The organism is Pseudomonas fluorescens (assembly GCF_002022275.1).
GTDB lineage: Bacteria > Pseudomonadota > Gammaproteobacteria > Pseudomonadales > Pseudomonadaceae > Aquipseudomonas > Aquipseudomonas fluorescens_AJ.
The window spans coordinates 125,447-142,063 of record NZ_MSDF01000014.1; the positions used below are offsets into that span (position 1 = coordinate 125,447).

Annotated in this window: 13 protein-coding genes and 1 pseudogene; 4 read left to right on the forward strand and 10 right to left on the reverse strand. The window is 55.9% G+C overall.

All coding sequences use genetic code 11. The features are described from left to right. Positions 1–279 precede the first annotated feature (279 nt). Positions 280–1,575 carry a glycine-betaine demethylase subunit GbcA gene (gene gbcA / locus BFW87_RS08770; RefSeq protein ID WP_078739478.1) on the forward strand — a complete coding sequence of 432 codons (1,296 nt, stop codon included), beginning with the start codon at positions 280–282 and terminating at the stop codon, positions 1,573–1,575. 845 nt (positions 1,576–2,420) lie between these two features. Here gbcA and etfB read toward each other — a convergent pair. From etfB to BFW87_RS08800, 6 genes are all read right to left on the reverse strand, one after another. Then, a complete protein-coding gene (gene etfB, locus BFW87_RS08775) occupies positions 2,421–3,191 on the reverse strand; it encodes an electron transfer flavoprotein subunit beta (protein ID WP_078739479.1) in 771 nt (256 codons plus the stop codon). Between the two features lie 10 nt (positions 3,192–3,201). Continuing rightward, complete coding sequence (gene etfA, locus BFW87_RS08780; RefSeq protein ID WP_078739480.1) at positions 3,202–4,422, reverse strand: electron transfer flavoprotein subunit alpha; 1,221 nt, start codon at positions 4,420–4,422, stop codon at positions 3,202–3,204. Continuing rightward, a complete protein-coding gene (dgcB, locus tag BFW87_RS08785; protein ID WP_078739481.1) occupies positions 4,422–6,365 on the reverse strand; it encodes a dimethylglycine demethylation protein DgcB in 1,944 nt (647 codons plus the stop codon). Before dgcB ends, etfA begins: the two co-directional genes overlap by 1 nt. A 34-nt stretch (positions 6,366–6,399) precedes the next feature. After that, positions 6,400–8,460 carry a dimethylglycine demethylation protein DgcA gene (gene dgcA / locus BFW87_RS08790; RefSeq protein ID WP_078739482.1) on the reverse strand — a complete coding sequence of 687 codons (2,061 nt, stop codon included), beginning with the start codon at positions 8,458–8,460 and terminating at the stop codon, positions 6,400–6,402. Positions 8,461–8,475: 15 nt separating this feature from the next. Beyond that, positions 8,476–9,006, reverse strand: coding sequence for a DUF5943 domain-containing protein (locus tag BFW87_RS08795; RefSeq protein ID WP_016972865.1), 531 nt, complete (start codon positions 9,004–9,006; stop codon positions 8,476–8,478). Between the two features lie 76 nt (positions 9,007–9,082). Then, complete coding sequence (locus BFW87_RS08800) at positions 9,083–10,060, reverse strand: dipeptidase (protein ID WP_078739483.1); 978 nt, start codon at positions 10,058–10,060, stop codon at positions 9,083–9,085. A 220-nt stretch (positions 10,061–10,280) separates the two neighbouring features. On the opposite strand from BFW87_RS08800, the gene BFW87_RS08805 reads away from it, so the two are divergent. From BFW87_RS08805 to BFW87_RS08815, 3 genes are read left to right on the forward strand one after another with little or no spacing between them, the layout of a single operon-like run. After that, positions 10,281–10,682: a lysozyme inhibitor LprI family protein gene (locus BFW87_RS08805; protein ID WP_078739484.1), complete on the forward strand. Its 402-nt coding sequence runs from the start codon at positions 10,281–10,283 to the stop codon at positions 10,680–10,682. A gap of 40 nt (positions 10,683–10,722) precedes the next feature. Beyond that, positions 10,723–11,205 carry a hypothetical protein gene (locus tag BFW87_RS08810; RefSeq protein WP_078739485.1) on the forward strand — a complete coding sequence of 161 codons (483 nt, stop codon included), beginning with the start codon at positions 10,723–10,725 and terminating at the stop codon, positions 11,203–11,205. 40 nt (positions 11,206–11,245) lie between these two features. Then, positions 11,246–11,662, forward strand: coding sequence for a DUF3010 family protein (locus BFW87_RS08815; protein ID WP_078739486.1), 417 nt, complete (start codon positions 11,246–11,248; stop codon positions 11,660–11,662). A 61-nt stretch (positions 11,663–11,723) separates the two neighbouring features. On the opposite strand, the gene BFW87_RS31450 is transcribed toward BFW87_RS08815, so the two are convergent. The 4 genes and pseudogenes from BFW87_RS31450 to BFW87_RS08825 all read right to left on the reverse strand — a co-directional run bounded on the left by BFW87_RS31450 (position 11,724) and on the right by BFW87_RS08825 (position 16,579). Beyond that, a complete protein-coding gene (locus BFW87_RS31450) occupies positions 11,724–13,949 on the reverse strand; it encodes a hypothetical protein (protein ID WP_139372412.1) in 2,226 nt (741 codons plus the stop codon). After that, positions 13,949–15,121: a hypothetical protein gene (locus BFW87_RS31455; protein ID WP_139372413.1), complete on the reverse strand. Its 1,173-nt coding sequence runs from the start codon at positions 15,119–15,121 to the stop codon at positions 13,949–13,951. Before BFW87_RS31455 ends, BFW87_RS31450 begins: the two co-directional genes overlap by 1 nt. Continuing rightward, entirely contained in the window at positions 15,108–15,539 is a 432-nt protein-coding gene (locus BFW87_RS08820; RefSeq protein WP_078739487.1) for a pyrophosphatase, read from the reverse strand. Before BFW87_RS08820 ends, BFW87_RS31455 begins: the two co-directional genes overlap by 14 nt. Before the next feature lie 75 nt (positions 15,540–15,614). Next, positions 15,615–16,579: pseudogene (locus BFW87_RS08825) on the reverse strand (GlxA family transcriptional regulator). Positions 16,580–16,617 lie beyond the last annotated feature (38 nt).

Genomic DNA, 16,617 nt, shown 5'->3' on the forward strand with positions numbered 1-16,617 from the left:
CTCTCCACCGCCGATGCTCGGCCTTATGGTGGCGATTCTGCGTAACGCGCGAACCGCCCATTTACCTATCTGCGACATTCACATACTTATCGCGACCAGCCCCCATACCACGGGGCTTGCGCGTCGGGATCAGAGTGGGCCATGTCGCTAATGGACAAGGTTCTGGTGTTCGCCGGCCCCACACTCGCTCACAACACAGACGCTTTCTTTACGCCTTGCAAAGCGACAACCGTAGCCACTATTCGCCGGCCACACAGAATGGCCATGAGGACACACACGATGGACGTCACCGCAACCTTAAGCTTGGGCGATCCGCTGGAACCCGCACGCAAGGCCACCGCGCAAATGCTGCAAGAGCGCGAGCGCACCTTTTCGCTGCCGCAGCCGTTTTACTCTGATGAGCGGCTGTTCGATATCGACATGCAGGAAATTTTCCAGAAAGAGTGGTTGATCGCCGGCATGACCTGCGAAATCCCGACCAAGGGCAACTACATCACCCTGCAAATCGGCAAGAACCCGATCATCGTGATCCGTGGCGCCGAGGGCGTGGTGCATGCGTTCCACAACGTCTGCCGCCACCGTGGCTCGCGCTTGTGCACCAGCGACAAGGGCAAGGTTGCCAAGCTCGTCTGCCACTACCACCAGTGGACGTACGAACTGGACGGCCGCTTGCTGTTCGCCGGCACCGAGATGGGCGCCGACTTCGACATGAAGCAATACGGCCTCAAGCCGGTAAACGTGAAAACCGCGGGTGGTTACATTTTCATCAGCCTGTCGGAAAACCCGCCGGCCATTGATGACTTCCTGTCGACGCTGAACCATTACATGGAGCCGTACGACATGGAGAACACCAAGGTGGCCATCACCACCACCTTGTTCGAAAAAGCCAACTGGAAGCTGGTGCTGGAAAACAACCGCGAGTGCTACCACTGCAACGCGTCGCACCCTGAACTGCTGAAAACCCTGCTGGAATGGGACGACGTCACCGACCCGCGCGCCGACCAGGCGTTCAAGGATCACGTCGCCGCTTCCGCAGCCGCCTGGGATGCAGAGAAAATCCCTTACGCCCACGCCAGCTTCGGCCTGCGTAACCGCATCGTGCGCATGCCGCTGCTCAAGGGCACCGTGTCGATGACCCTGGACGGCAAACAAGGCTGCAACAAGCTGATGGGCCGCATCAAAAACCCGGACCTGGGCTCGATGCGCATCCTGCACCTGCCGCACTCGTGGAACCACTGCATGGGCGACCACATCATTGTGTTCACGGTGTGGCCGATCAGCGCCCAGGAAACCATGGTCACCACCAAGTGGATCGTGCACAAGGACGCCGTGGAAGGCGTGGACTACGACGTCGACCGCATGCGCCAGGTGTGGGACGCCACCAACGACCAGGACCGTCGCCTGGCCGAAGAAAACCAGCGCGGGATCAACTCCACGGCTTACCAGCCTGGACCGTACTCCAAGACATACGAGTTTGGTGTGGTGAACTTTGTGGATTGGTACAGCGAGCGTTTGCTGAGCAATTTGGGGGCGGCGCCGGCGCCTTATCTCAAAGGTGTGGCGGTACATGAGTAACTGACACACCACAGACCAAACTGTGGGAGCTGGCTTGCCTGCGATGGCGGCGGTGAATTCACTGCAGCCATCGCAGGCAAGCCAGCTCCCACATTTGGATCGCCACATTGCTCATAATCTAATCAATACTGTTACAGCCCTGAAGCGGCAAGCCCTCCAGCCTTTACCCAACAACTTATCCACAGAGCCACCCACAGCAATTGTGGGCAAGTGCGCCCTCCCCTCAAAATTAAATGAAGAAAATCCGTGACTTATTCAAGTTGGCGGTATTTGAACACATCTGATCATTTATTGATCAATACCTTGAAAGCCACGGTATACGTACCCTGTAGCAGTACGCGAACACCTTATCCACAGAAGCACCAACAGACTTTGGGGGCAACTTTGACCATGCTGTGGAAAACCGCCTCAAACCTGCATAAACCGGGGTATTCAGCGATTAAAGTCGATCAAAACCACGAATTGGTCATATTTCAACCAACTCACTTAAAGCCTCTGTTTACAAGGGCTGTAGTCAGTAGCGAACATCTTATCCACAGAAGCGCCAACAGACTTTGGGGGCAAGTCTGTACAAGCGCTCAACGTTATTCAGTGCAAAAACCCAGGAAAAACCGTCAGTTAGCCTGGTTGTTTTTCGTACAGAGGGCTGGAGGGCTTGATTCACAGGGGGTGTGGACAAGCGCGAACAGGTTATCCACAGGTGGGTCAACAGGGATTGTGGGTAATCCCTTGAGCACTGCAAAAACCAATGTGGGAGGGGGCTTGCTCCCGATAGCGGTGGCTCAGCTACAGATGAGCTGACTGACACACCGCCATCGGGAGCAAGCCCCCTCCCACATTTTTGATCAGCGTACGACGCCTTCTTCAATGAGCAGCTTGAGGATCGCTTCGGCGCCGGCTTCAGGAGTCAGCCCCTTAAGCACCTGCCCGCCGCCGCCACTGGCCTTGGCGGTCGCAGCCTTCATCCGATCCGCGCCGCTCTTGGCCTTGATCACCTTAAGGCGCTTGGGCCGAGGCTTGGCCGGTTGCAGCACCGCGCCTGTGAATAACTCGTCCTGTTCGATCTCGACTTCATGCGCCGCCAGTTCACCGCGCTGCGCAGGCCCATAGGCGCTTTGGCGGGGCTTGGGCGCGGCGTTATCCACCGTCGCCAGAAACGGCAAGCGCACCTTCAAGCGCCGCCGCTGGCCACGCGGCAAGGCTTGCAGCACGTGCGCCACGCCACCGTCGATGGATTCAACCTGCGCCAGCCCGACAATCAGCGGCCAGCCCAGCTGTTCAGCCAACAGAAACGGCAACATGCCCGAGCCTTCGCCGGTCTCGGCCTGGCTGCCGGTGAGCACCACCTGGGCGCCCGCCTCACGCAGATACTCGCTGAGCACCGGCAACGCATCGCTGCCCGCCGGCTGTTCTAACACGTGCAGTTGCGGCAAGCCCATGCCCAGGTAGCTGCGCAGTGTCGGTTCGTGGATGTTGCCGGCGTGCAGCACCTGCAACTTAGCCCCAGCCATTTGCAGGCCCAGCTCGACAGCGCGCGCGTCCTGCTCGGCGCGGCGCGGGCGCCCCGAAGTCGGGTGAGCGCCGATGGACACCAGGCTGATTACATTCGTGGTCATGGCCATATCCTTAAGCTGCATCGCGCTTGGCGCCGTTGCGGTAGGCTTCCACCGCTGCGATCAAGGCGTGCAGGATTGCGGCGCTTTCGCCGATCACCGACAGGTCGGCACGCTTGATCATGTCGCAGCCCGGGTCGAGGTTGATTGCCACCACCTTGTCGCAGGCACCGATGCCCTGCAGGTGCTGGATCGCCCCGGAAATCCCCACGGCCACGTACACCCGCGCCGTGACCCAGGTGCCGCTGGCGCCGACCTGGCGGTCGCGGGCCATAAAGCCGTCGTCCACGGCCACGCGCGAAGCGCCTTCGGTAGCGCCCAGCGCGGCGGCGGTCTGGTGGAACAGCGCCCAGTCCTTCACGCCATTGCCGCCGGAGAAGATGAACTCGGCTTCGGCCATCGGAATCGCAGCCGGGTCGACCGCCACCGCGCCGAGGTCTTCAATACGCGGCAGGCTGCGCGCCAGGGCTGTGGATAACTCAACGGGCAACACTTCGTGACGGGTTTCGCTGACCGGTTCGGCGCATTCCACCGCCGCCAGAATCAGGCGCGGCAGTGGCCGGGCCAAGTCTTCCTGGCCCGCACCGGCGCGGCCGACGCACTCCTCGCCCTTGATCTGCCAGACGCGTGTGGCCGGGCGTTCCTTGAGGCTGGCGGCAAAACGCCGACCCAGTTCACCGCCGCCACTGCGGCTGTCCGGCAGCAACCAATGACGCGGGTTGAACTGGTTATCCACAGCCCGCAGGCCCTGAACGCGCTGCTCAGGTGAATAACCATCAAACTCGTGCCCTTCCAGCACCAGCAGGCGATCAACACCGGCCGTGGCAAAGGCACTTTCCTTGTGTTCGCCAAACACCACGGCCAGTACTGCGCCGTCGCTGCCCGCCAACTGGCGTGCCAGGCCGAGCAAGTCGCGGTCGTGGCTGCTCAGGCGGCCGCCGACCATGTCCGGTACCACGTTGATGTAGAACGCCGGCGCCGCGACCTGATGCAGCGGCAATTGCACTTCCACCGCTGCCGTGCGTTTGGCTGCGCCGCCCTGCTGGGCGCCACTGCGGTCGATGCGTTTGATGCCGTTGGGGCCGATAAAGCCGACACCGTGCACGTTTTTGCGGATGACGCCGTTCGGCCCCATCCAGCTCTGTTGTACCGGCTGCATCGCCGCATGCAGCGGGTGCAGGCGGTTGCGGGCGATCCATTCGGCCCGTGGGTCGCGGCGGATAATGTCGCTCATCAATGCACCTCCGCAGGTTCACGCTTTAAAGGGGCTTTGGCCGGTGCGACGTCTTCAAGCAACGCGTCAGCAACCAACTCGGCGATGTCCTTGATCAACGGACGCGGTTCAACCACACCTTCAAGCATCGCCGTGCACTGCGGGCACCCCACAGCCACCAGCTCGGCGCCGGTTTCGCGGATGTCGTCCATGCGCATATCGGGGATACGTTGTTTGCCGGGAATGTCAGTGATCGGCGCGCCGCCACCACCGCCGCAGCAGCGTGAACGGAAGCCCGAGCGTTGCATTTCCTTGACCTCAATGCCCAGCGCACGCAGCACCTGGCGCGGCGCCTCGTATTCGCCGTTGTAGCGGCCGAGATAACACGGGTCGTGATAGGTCACGCTATCGCCCTTGTGCTGGCCCAGGTTCAGCGCGCCTTCGCCGATCAGCTCGGCCATGAAGGTGCTGTGGTGCTGCACGAGGTAGTTGCCGTTGAAGGCGCCGTACTCGTTTTTCAGCACGTGGAAGCTGTGCGGGTCGCAGGTGACGATGCGCTTGAAGCAGTATTTCTCAAGGGTCTGGATGTTGCGCGTAGCCAACAGCTGGAAGGTCGCTTCATCGCCCAAACGGCGAGCCACGTCACCGCTGTCGCGTTCTTCCAGGCCGAGCACGGCGAAGTCGACCTTGGCCGCTTTCAGCACTTTGACGAACGCGCGCAGCGTGCGCTGGTTGCGCATGTCGAACGCGCCATCACCGACCCAGAACAGCACGTCGGTGGTGCCTTTGTCGCTGAGCAAGGGCAGGTTCAAATCTGCCGCCCAATTCAACCGGCCACCCGGCGCAAAGCCGCCCGGGTTGTCGGTGGCGATCAGGTTTTCGAGGACTTCGGCGCCCTTGTTCGGCGTAGCGCCCTTTTCCAGCGTGAGGTGGCGGCGCATGTCGACGATGGCGTCCACGTGCTCGATCATCATCGGGCACTCTTCCACACAGGCGCGGCAGGTGGTGCACGACCACAGGGTCTCGGCGTCCACCAAACCATTGACGATCGGCTGATGCGGATTGCCGCCGTGTTCGCCCACGGGCTTGCCAGGATAAGGGCTGCCGGCGAACTTGGCGTCGGTGCCACCGGCCAGGCCGACGACCATGTCCTGAATCAACTTTTTCGGGTTCAGCGGCTGGCCGGCGGCGAACGCCGGGCACGCCGCTTCGCACTTGCCGCACTGCACGCAGGCGTCGAAACCGAGCAGTTGGTTCCAGGTGAAATCCACCGGTTTTTCCACGCCCAACGGCGCGGATTTGTCGGTGAGGTCCAGCGGTTTCAAACCGGTGGAGCGGCCGCCGCCAAAGCGTTCGGCGCGGCGGTGCCAGGCCAGGTGCAGGGCACCGGCGAAGGCGTGCTTCATCGGGCCGCCCCAGGTCATGCCGAAGAACATTTCGGACACGCCCCACAGCACGCCCAGGCTCAGCAAGGCAGCGAGCAGCCAGCCGCCAAAGTCAGCCGGCAGGATCCCGGCCACTGGCAAGGTCACCAGGAAGAAGCTCACCGAGAACGCCATCAGGCTTTTCGGCAGGCGCATCCACGGGCCTTTCGACAGACGCGATGGCGGGTTGCGGCGACGCAGGTAGACGAAGGTGGCGCCGACAAACATCAGCACCGAGGCCAGCAACAAGGCGTAGCCAAGGATGCGGTTATGCAGGCCGAAGCCGTGCACCAGAATCGCCAGCAAGGCCGACAGCACAAAGCCCAAGGCGGTAGCGACGTGGGTGTTGGCGATGTATTTGTCGCGGGCGACCACGTGGTGCAGGTCGACCATGTAGCGCTTGGGCATGGCCAGCAGACCGCCGAGTAGATCGACTTTGGCCGCGCGGCCACGGCGCCACATGTTCACCCGGCGCAGGGCGCCGAGGACGGCAAGGCCCAGGGCGGCAAATAAGAGAATAGGAAGCAGGGTGTTCAACATGGTGAAGCTCCCACATTTGACCGAGTTCACCTCGTCAGAAATCCTTGCACAAGCGCAGGGCGTCATAGATCGCAGCGTGGGTATTGCGCTGCGCCACACAGTCACCGATGCGGAACAGCAAATACCCGTCGCCCGGCTCGCTCAGGCAAGGCTGCGGCTTGATCGCGAACAGCGCCTCGACGTCGATCTGGCCCTTGTTGCGCGACGCTTCCTTGAGGGCGTAGTAGATGGCCTCGTCCGGGCGCACGCCGTTTTCGACGACCACTTGGTCAACCACCCGCTCCTCTTTGGCACCGGTGTATTCGTTCTCCAGCACCGCCACCAGCTTGTCGCCTTCGCGGTAGACCTTTTCCAGCATCATGTCGCCGGTCATGATCACTTCTTTGGGGTACATGCTGCGGTAGTAGGTCGGGAACGACGTACCGCCGATGGCCACGCCCGGCTTGATGTCGTCGGTGACGATCTCGACCTGGCTGCCTTTGTCCGCGAGGAAATCCGCCACCGACATGCCGGTGAATTCGCAGATGGTGTCGTACACCAGCACGTTTTTGCCCGGCGCCACCTTGCCGTCGAGTATGTCCCAGCTGCTGACGATCAAGCCTTCGGCCGCACCCCAGTGTTCGTTCTGTTCAACGTTCGGATTGCCGCCCACTGCCAGCACGACCACATCCGGACGCAGGTCCAGGATGGTGTCGGCATCGGCGGCCACGCCCAAGCGCAGGTCGACTTTCAGGCGCGCCAGCTCCAGCTGGAACCAGCGCGTGATACCGGCGATCTGGTCACGTTGCGGGGCTTTCGAGGCGGTAGTGATCTGCCCACCGATAAACTCTTTCTTTTCGAACAACGTCACGTCGTGGCCACGTTCAGCGGCAACGCGCGCGGCTTCCATCCCGGCCGGGCCGGCACCCACCACCACGACTTTGCGTTTTGGCCCGGTGGATTTCTCGATGATGTGCGGCACGCCCATGTATTCACGGGAGGTCGCGGCGTTCTGGATGCACAGCACGTCCAGGCCCTGGTACTGACGGTCGATGCAGTAGTTGGCGCCGACGCACTGCTTGATCTGGTCGATCTGGCCCATTTTGATCTTGGCGATCAGGTGCGGGTCGGCGATGTGCGCACGGGTCATGCCGACCATGTCCACGTAGCCGCCTTCCAGAATGCGCGTAGCCTGGTTCGGGTCCTTGATGTTCTGCGCGTGCAGCACCGGAACCTTGACCACTTCCTTGATACCGGCCGCCAGGTGCAGGAACGGCTCCGGCGGGTAACTCATGTTGGGGATAACGTTAGCCAGGGTGTTGTGGGTGTCGCAACCCGAGCCCACCACGCCGATGAAATCGAGCATGCCGGTGTCGTCGTAATACTTGGCGATCTGCTTCATGTCCTCGTGGGACAGGCCGTCCGGGTGGAATTCGTCACCGCACAGGCGCATGCCCACGCAGAAGTCGTCACCGACCTCAGCACGCACGGCTTTCAAGACTTCCAGGCCGAACTTCATGCGGCCTTCAAAGGTGCCACCCCATTCGTCGGTACGCTTGTTAACGCGCGGGCTCCAGAACTGGTCGATCATGTGCTGGTGCACGGCGGACAGTTCCACGCCGTCCAGCCCACCGGCCTTGGCGCGTTTGGCGGCGCTGGCGTAGTTGCCGATCACGCGCCAGATTTCTTCCGGCTCAATGGTTTTGCAGGTGGCACGGTGCACCGGCTCACGCACGCCGGACGGTGACATCAGCGTCGGCCAGTTGAACCCGTCCCAACGCGAGCGGCGGCCCATGTGGGTAATCTGGATCATGATCTTGGCGCCATGCTTGTGCATGGCGTCGGCGAGGTTCTGAAAGTGCGGGATGATGCGGTCGGTGGACAGGTTCACCGAACTCCACCATTCCTGCGGGCTGTCGATGGCCACCACGGAGGAGCCGCCACAGATCGCCAGGCCGATGCCGCCCTTGGCTTTCTCTTCGTAATACTTCACATAGCGGTCGGTGGTCATGCCGCCGTCGGTGGCATACACCTCGGCGTGGGCAGTGCTGAGCACGCGGTTGCGGATGGTCAGTTTGCCGATCTGGATCGGCTGGAACATTGCTTCGAAAGCCATGGCACGGTCCTCGGCTTACAACGGCTTGACGGTGAACAGGCCGTCATCGTGGCCCTCTTCGGAGCCTCCGTAGACTTGTTCGGCCACTGTGCGGATTTTGCTGCCGCGCGCTTGCAGAATCTGGTCCATGGCGCCGGCAAACCAGCCGGTGAACATGTAGTCGACTTTGCGCCCGACCTTGCCGTACACGTAGACAAACGCCGAGTGTTCGAGCTTGACGCTGGCAGTGCCTTTGTCGAGGTCAATGTCCTGGATTTTGAACAGGCCCCAGCCGCGTTGCGACAGGCGCTTCATGTAGTGCTCGAACACCGCAACACCTTCCAGGCCGTGGCACTCAGCTTCTTTTTCGCACCAGTGCCAGGCGGACTTGTAGCCGGCTTTGTAGAGGATCTCGGCGTAGGCATCAGCGCCCAGCACTTCCTCGATACCGATGTGGTTGTTGACGAAGAAATGGCGCGGCACGTAGAGCATTGGCAGGGCGTCGGAAGTCCAGACACCGGTTTCGCTGTCGACTTCGATAGGCAATTGCGGGGCGATTTTGGCCATGGAAACTTAACTCCAGAAAATTCGTTTGGATGCCCCCGGCACGGATGACCGGGGGAAAAGAAGTGTCAGTGGTGGCTTATTCGCCCCAAACGTCCTTAAGCACGTTGACCCAGTTCTCGCCCATGATCTTGCGTACCACGCGCTCAGGGTGGCCGCGCTTGAGCAGGGTCTCGGTGAGGTTGGGGAACTCGCCCACGGTGCGGATGCCCAGCGGGTTGATGATCTTGCCGAAGCTGGTCAGGCGGCGGGCGTAGCCCTTGTCATGGGTCAGCATTTCGAAGAAATCCTGGCCATGACCCTGGGTGAAGTCGGTGCCGATGCCGATGGCGTCTTCGCCGACGATGTTCATGGTGTATTCGATGGCTTCGGCGTAGTCGTCGATGGTCGAATCGATGCCCTTGGCCAGGAACGGCGCGAACATGGTCACGCCGACAAAACCGCCGTGGTCGGCGATGAACTTGAGTTCTTCATCAGACTTGTTGCGCGGGTGCTCTTTAAGGCCGGACGGCAGGCAGTGGGAGTAGCACACCGGTTTTTTCGATTCGAGGATGACTTCTTCGGAGGTTTTGGAGCCAACGTGGGACAAGTCGCACATGATGCCGACGCGGTTCATCTCGGCAACGATTTCACGGCCAAAGCCCGACAGGCCGCCATCACGCTCGTAGCAACCGGTGCCCACGAGGTTCTGGGTGTTGTAGCACATCTGCACCACGCCAACGCCGAGCTGCTTGAAGATCTCGACGTAGCCCAACTGGTCTTCAAACGCATGGGCGTTCTGGAAGCCAAAGATGATGCCGGTTTTGCCCAATTCCTTGGCTTTGCGGATGTCGGCGGTGGTTTTCACCGGGATCACCAGGTCGCTGTTCTCACGGATCAGGGTCTGGCTGGCCACAATGTTATTGATAGTGGCCTGGAAGCCTTCCCACACCGACACGGTGCAGTTGGCGGCAGTGAGGCCGCCTTTGCGCATGTCCTCGAACAGGTCGCGGTTCCACTTGGCAATGATCAGCCCGTCGATAACGATGCTGTCGGCGTGCAATTCGGCTGGGCTCATCAGGCGTCCCCTTGTAGGCGATTCATGCGCCGAATCGTCTGCCGGCGCTTTGGGGCCAGCATATGCCCAGGGGCTGAACGAACCGGGTGCAAAAACGACAGGGGAATTGCCGAAAGCGTCAATCCGCGACAAAGGCCTACATGACATCTCCCACTGGCGTCTGTTCTTTGTCCCACGCTTGAGCCAGAATTTGCGTCATCACCTGATATGAGACGGCGCAATGAAATCGATTTTCCTGGCTTTGGCACTCATCGCAACCGGCGTCCACGCGGCCGAAGACACCGACAGCACGCCGTGCGACGGCATCGAAAACGACAAGCAAACCCTGGAATGCGCCACCTTCAACAAGACCACCGCAGACCAATTGCTCAAAGATAACTATCAAGGCTTGCTCGAACGCATGGGTTCGACCTATGGCAGCAACAAGTCGCAACTGGCCGACATTACCGCTCGTCTGAAGGATGCCCAGCAAAAATGGGAAAAATTGCGCGATGCCGATTGCGCAGTGGACACCTTCCCGGCGGTGACGGGCAGCAAGGAATATGCGATCCAGCAGAATGACTGCCTGGCGCGGATGAGTGATGAGCGGTCGGAGTTTTTGGAGTCGATCGGGCAGGAGTAATCAGGTTTCACGCTGCATAAACCATTGAAAAGGAATTCATATGTACTACCCACGCGAGGCGCAGCGGGACTTTCTGTTCACGCGCGCAACTATGCTGTTTGTGGCCACGCTGGTACTGGCACTGATGCTGTTTCTGTCCAAAGACCGGGGTGCGCCTTACGCCTTGATCAAGGCGGCCTCCGTAGAGACGACCGGTCAAGTCACTCAATTGGAAGAGATCGGCAACTGGGGCAAGATTATCAATGTGTATTACAGCTTCAAACACGGCGATCAAAACGAAGAAGGCATGGTCAGCACCAGCGGCTATGCCGGCGGCCCGGTGTATGAAGTCGGCAGCCCGGTGCAAGTGGTATACTCAAAGTGGTTTCCTGAAGTTCACAACATAAAGGAGAACTTCAGAACAGGTTCGTGGAACTTCTACATCATGAGCGCGAGCGTGGCCTTGATACTTTTGTGCCAGATCGGGATGTTCTGGACGTTGAGCCAGATCTATCGGCACAAGGAAGAAGATCGCCATTACTGATAAGGTCCCACTCGCCCCCTCTCCCTCAATAGGCTATTGCATGACCATTTGCGGTATCGAAATCAAAGGCAGCGAAGCCATCATCGCCGTCGCCTCGCTCGACAACGGGGCGCTGACGCACGTTGCCCTGGCCACCAAGAAAATCGGGCTTGAAGACGACGATGAAGCGGCCAACGTCAAAACCTTCGCCGCCCAGGTGAAGGCGTTTGTGCAGGCACATGCCATCACCCGCATTGCGATCAAGAAGCGCAGCAAAAAGGGCGAGTTCGCCGGTGGCCCGACCACGTTCAAGATTGAAGGGGTGTTTCAGCTGCTGGAAGGTGTTGAGGTGACGTTGCTGTCGCCGCAGACCATTAATGCGCAGTACAAGAAGCACGGCTTTGAGCTGCCGGGGACGCTGAACAAGTATCAGCATGAAGCCTTCAAGGCCGCGTGTGCAAAGTCAACAATTTTATAAAAACGGCAGAAATAATTTAAAAACAGAGACCAACAGGCCTCTGTTTCATTTCATGACAAACCTAAAACAAACTCGCTCTAGGCGCAGCAGTCATAAGCAGGAAACCTAACAAAGCAGAAGGTTTGCCTTTTAAGGTTTCAATCGCATGTAAAACTACTTTTTCCTGGTCATTCTTTTTAAGCTTCAACCTCTGTGTTGCCATTGCGGCTGCAAATTCAACAGCAGCAGCGCCATATGGCAATTCATGCCTTGAAAAAACTTTTATCAAGAATTCACCCATCAACTTACTATGATGCGGACTTGAAGAATAATCCAACTCCCCCATCCTGCATCCCCTGATAATACAGGCATGCAATATGTTGTCGTTAAATCTAAGAAAGCATTCGGGCGACAGAATCACAGACTCGTAACCGGTGGATCGCAGCTGATTTGCCGCATCATCAATATCTCTTGCCTTTTGAAGCGCGGAAGATATTGCTAAATAAGTAGTCGCACGGAGGGCTGACTCAAGGTCATCTTGAAATACTGTACCAAAATATATAAACCCTGAAGATAGCGATAAACTTTCCCCACTTGACTTAGGCAAGAAGTCATCAAAGTTATCTTTTATAGCAGCCGACGCCATATCCAAAGAACTTTCAACGATGTCTTTATCAACATCACCAATTTTAATATCTAAAACTTGTGATTCGCTTGCTAACTTAGCAAGAGCAGTCCAATGATTACTTTGACGATCCGAGCCGATTGGCAAAACTAACCACTCGGAAAAACCATATAATCTATCAGACGCATTCCTTTGTAAAAATTGCTTTAGACGAATCCAAGACTCTTTGCTCTGCGGCAGCCCTACTGCGCTCAAATAGTGACGGGGACAATCAATTTCTGGATTTAGGTGCTCTCTTAGATCTCTACTTATCTCCCTCAACAAACCACCATCTCTTGCAACAGCTGTAACAATCAATACACCCGTCGAGTTTGATATTGAACCCCAAGCTATTTCGTCATTGTAAACACAAACAATTGGACGAAGCCCACCTTTTCTGCGCTCCACAATCAGATCGGCCACCCTATTAGCAATACTAATAGACCCAACATCATTAGTGCATACGAGAGCATCAATGGCCACTGAAAGATTCCAATTTATTTCTTCTGTAAGCCATTTAACAAACGACAAATTATCTGCTACAGCCTCAGTAGTCAAAGATAAAGCTCTAGGTTGACCATTTATCATTTTATTAAGCGGATTTAATCCTTCACGACCAAACTCCTCAAGAAAATCTTTTAATTTAGCAGGAACATGAGGCTTTCCTAATGTTACCGCTCTTGGTGGTTTTGCCTTAGAAGAAAAATGCTCTCCAACAAGCTCAATTTCCGTCTCAAAATTTTCAGCTTCGAACTTTAAAATCCCTAGATCTACCCTGTCGAGCGAAATCAATATTTTTCCACTTCGATTACGGTCAGTCCTATCGACAAGCGTAATAATTTTTTCATTTTCGAAACTCTGCTGTTTCTGTAAGTCTCGTGCCATCCCTCCGGATGTAGATGCAGAGATGACTACTAAATAATTAGCTGCTGGTGGCGTCAGCTTCCTCATTTCGTCGTACGAATGAAAACTATGTATTCTAGCGTCGATGCCGCAAAAATCTAGCGCTTCTCGAACAAACGGGTAGATCCCCATACTGTCTATATAAACAACAGATAATTGAAAAAAGCTGTCACACCCTAGTAACAAACTTATTGATCGCCCCACAAAACACAACTCAGGCTCGGTCTTTGCCAGTTCGCGCGCTTGAACAAATATACTATTTCTTGTACCTGAAGGATGTTTAAACAAGTGCCCAACAGGCGCTACCTGAACAACACTATTACAATTAACAAGCTCATATAGACCCTGCTCAACTAGGGCATTAATTTGCAGGGAAAAACATGGTTTCAAATCCGCGTCGGAACAACTGGAAAAAACCTCTGTAAAACCGGTTTTTTCCCAGCTGTACAGATAGTAAAATTTCACAAACGGCCTTCCAGACTTTTCCCCTCGAGAAATAAAGGAATTTCTCAGAACCGTATTTTCCCAATGAAGACTAATACTTTCACAGAATTTTTTACTTGCAATTATAACAACACAATCAGGCAACAAACTCGCTGACTTTAGAGAACGCTCCAGATCGGAATAAAACTGAAACTGGTCAAGATCATCTCGATCACTGAAATAAACGCAAAGCGCATCAAACTCAAGGTTTAACTTGCTACAAACTCCTGACGCTGTATAAGAGAACACACGATCCATCACTGTCTCCTCAGAGGCACTAAAATTGATACCAGGGCGCCAGACACTTTACCTAACCCCTTATCGCTCCAATCATCAAAAGAATGAATACTATCTAGCTGATCTTTTCGAAAGCAGTTAAAAATGCTTAGCCGACCAGAACGAATTCGAATTAGGCCACCTATGGTGCGTAACTCTTCTAATACAAGAGCAAGCCCTCCACCTGAACCCGTTTGGTTTTTTGTTGTTATATTTTTCAACAAACATTTAGATAGATACGTGCGTTCTTCAGCAATGCTAAGATCATCAACGTCCAGCCCAGAATGCCGACTGGCAAAACCAGGCCCTGTATCAAAAAAGCTTAATTGTAGACATCTGATCCCTTCTGAACCTCGAATAGTAACTTTTTCCCTTTCCCAAAACTCACGCAATCTTTGATGACCTTCAAAATCCTTCTTAAAAAAACGCGCCTCCATCTCATCCCAACTTACAATCATACCCTCAACATGGCCATCATAGGGTTCACCTCGATGATCAGTAGTAGCATGTTCTTGAGTATTTAGAAAAAGTTCGCTTGTAAATATGCTACAAGCATCAATAAATGTATCTGGAATAAGGCCTGCATCCTTTTTATTTATTATCCCAAATAATTGGCCAAGCATTTCTCTCATGCCAGATTTATCGCGAACAGCCGTTTTGTCGCGCGCGGCAAAAAGTGGTTTCAAATACTGTACATTAACGCCGCTAACACAAGGCAAATCAATTGTGCGCCCGTGGATAATATTATTCATATTACCCACATCCGTGTTTATCATTTTAGTGGTAGCACTGCGCAATGCTTCTCTTCGGGAAATATACTCATCACCGACTTTTATACCCATTGCGAGCCTCGCAACGGCTATACCAGGAGAGTATGTACCAAGATCAGCCAGCACAGATTTAGCGCTATTAGATTTATGGAAATTCAATATAGACGAATCCGCGACCCGCGCCCATGTGGTAAGCATTTGAAGACGGGATGCATCGTGCATTGCGCCTTTATATTTATTGACCGCGTCCTTGGGAACTTGCAGCGGAGCTGAAGGTGCTTTGCAGACGAGCGATATCGCATGTTCTATGCTCTCGAGCGACTCCAAATCCCCAATCACAGTTTTCGTTAACTCCACCAAAACAACCTCCTTATTCTTCGCCAACTAAGCTTCCGAGCAATTCTTTGATTTTAGGCTCCGGCTTCCAATAGTTTGGACCTTTTAAAAACTTTCCATTTGAGTCATATATTGGATTCCCGTCACTGCCAAGCTTGCTCTCGTTGCTATCCATAATAACACTCAAAACTTCCTCTAGCGGCAATCCGTACTTCATAGCTTCCGAACGACAATAAACAATTATATCACCCAAAAGATCAGCAATAGACACCAGTACATCGAGTCCCCCCCCACCCTTGCGTAACATATCAACTATATCGTCTACCTCATTGATCTCATCAACTAAAGTCGCTTTAAACTTAACAAGTCTTTCAGCAACATCACCGCCAACAGCAGGACTTTCTTTCACTGGAAGCTTGTACATAGAATTCATCAATCGAATTCGCTCTTTAAAATCTTCGCCCATACGACCTCCTCTTCAATTATCAACATTGTTAATTTAAACCTTAAAGTCCAGAATAACTCTTTTAAAACAACCTGACTAACAAGTTTTATTTCTCACGTGTTCCTCCGAACTTTGCCGATCCTCTCTAGGACATTTCGCAAACCTTGCTCTATAGCTGCGAGTGAAGTACGACGGCGACTCAAACCCGCACGCAATGCTCACTTCCAGCACGCTCAGATCGCTCTGGCGCAATAGCTGCCGGGCTTTTCCAGGCGCAGGCCGAGGTAAAAGTTGCTCGGTGTGTCATTTAGATGCAGGCGAAACAGCCGTTCCAGTTGGCGACGGGTGACTTTGATCGCGTCGGCCAGCGCCAGCGTGCTCAACGGCGGCTCGGTGTGCTGTTCCATCTCGCCGATCACCTGCACCAGTTTCTTGTTGTTGATGCCGTAGCGCGTGGCGATCTGCATGCGCTGGTGGTCTTTGCGCGGGCGGATGCGGCTGAGCACGAACTGCTCGGACACCTGAATGGCCAGCTCGGGCCCGTGGGACTGGGCGATCAGGTCGAGCATCAAGTCGATAGACGCGGTGCCGCCGGCGCAGGTGATGCGGCGGCGGTCGATTTCGAAGAGTTCCTGGGTCACGGTGAGCTGGGGATAGGACTCCTTGAAGGCATCGATGGCTTCCCAGTGCAGCGTCAGGCGGTGGCCGTCGAGCAAACCTGCTTCTGCCAGCACGCAGGCGCCGGTGTCGATGGCGCCGAGGGTCACACCGTCGTGGTCAAGACGGCGCAGCCAGTGTTCCAGCGCGGGGGTGGCGAACTTCAAGGGTTCGAAGCCGGCGACCACCATCAGCGTCGCGCCCTTTTTCAGCGGTTCCAGCGCAGCGTCGGCGTTGACCGACATGCCATTACTCGCCAGCACCGCGCCGCCATCGGCGCTTAATACGTGCCAGCGGTAGAGCTCGCCGCGAAAGCGGTTGGCCACCCGCAAGGGCTCCAGCGCGGAGATAAAACCAATGGCCGAGAAGCCCGGCATCAGCAAAAAATAGAAATCCTGGGACATGGTGGCGCTCTCGTAGGACGGGCAGCGTGGCACTGTGA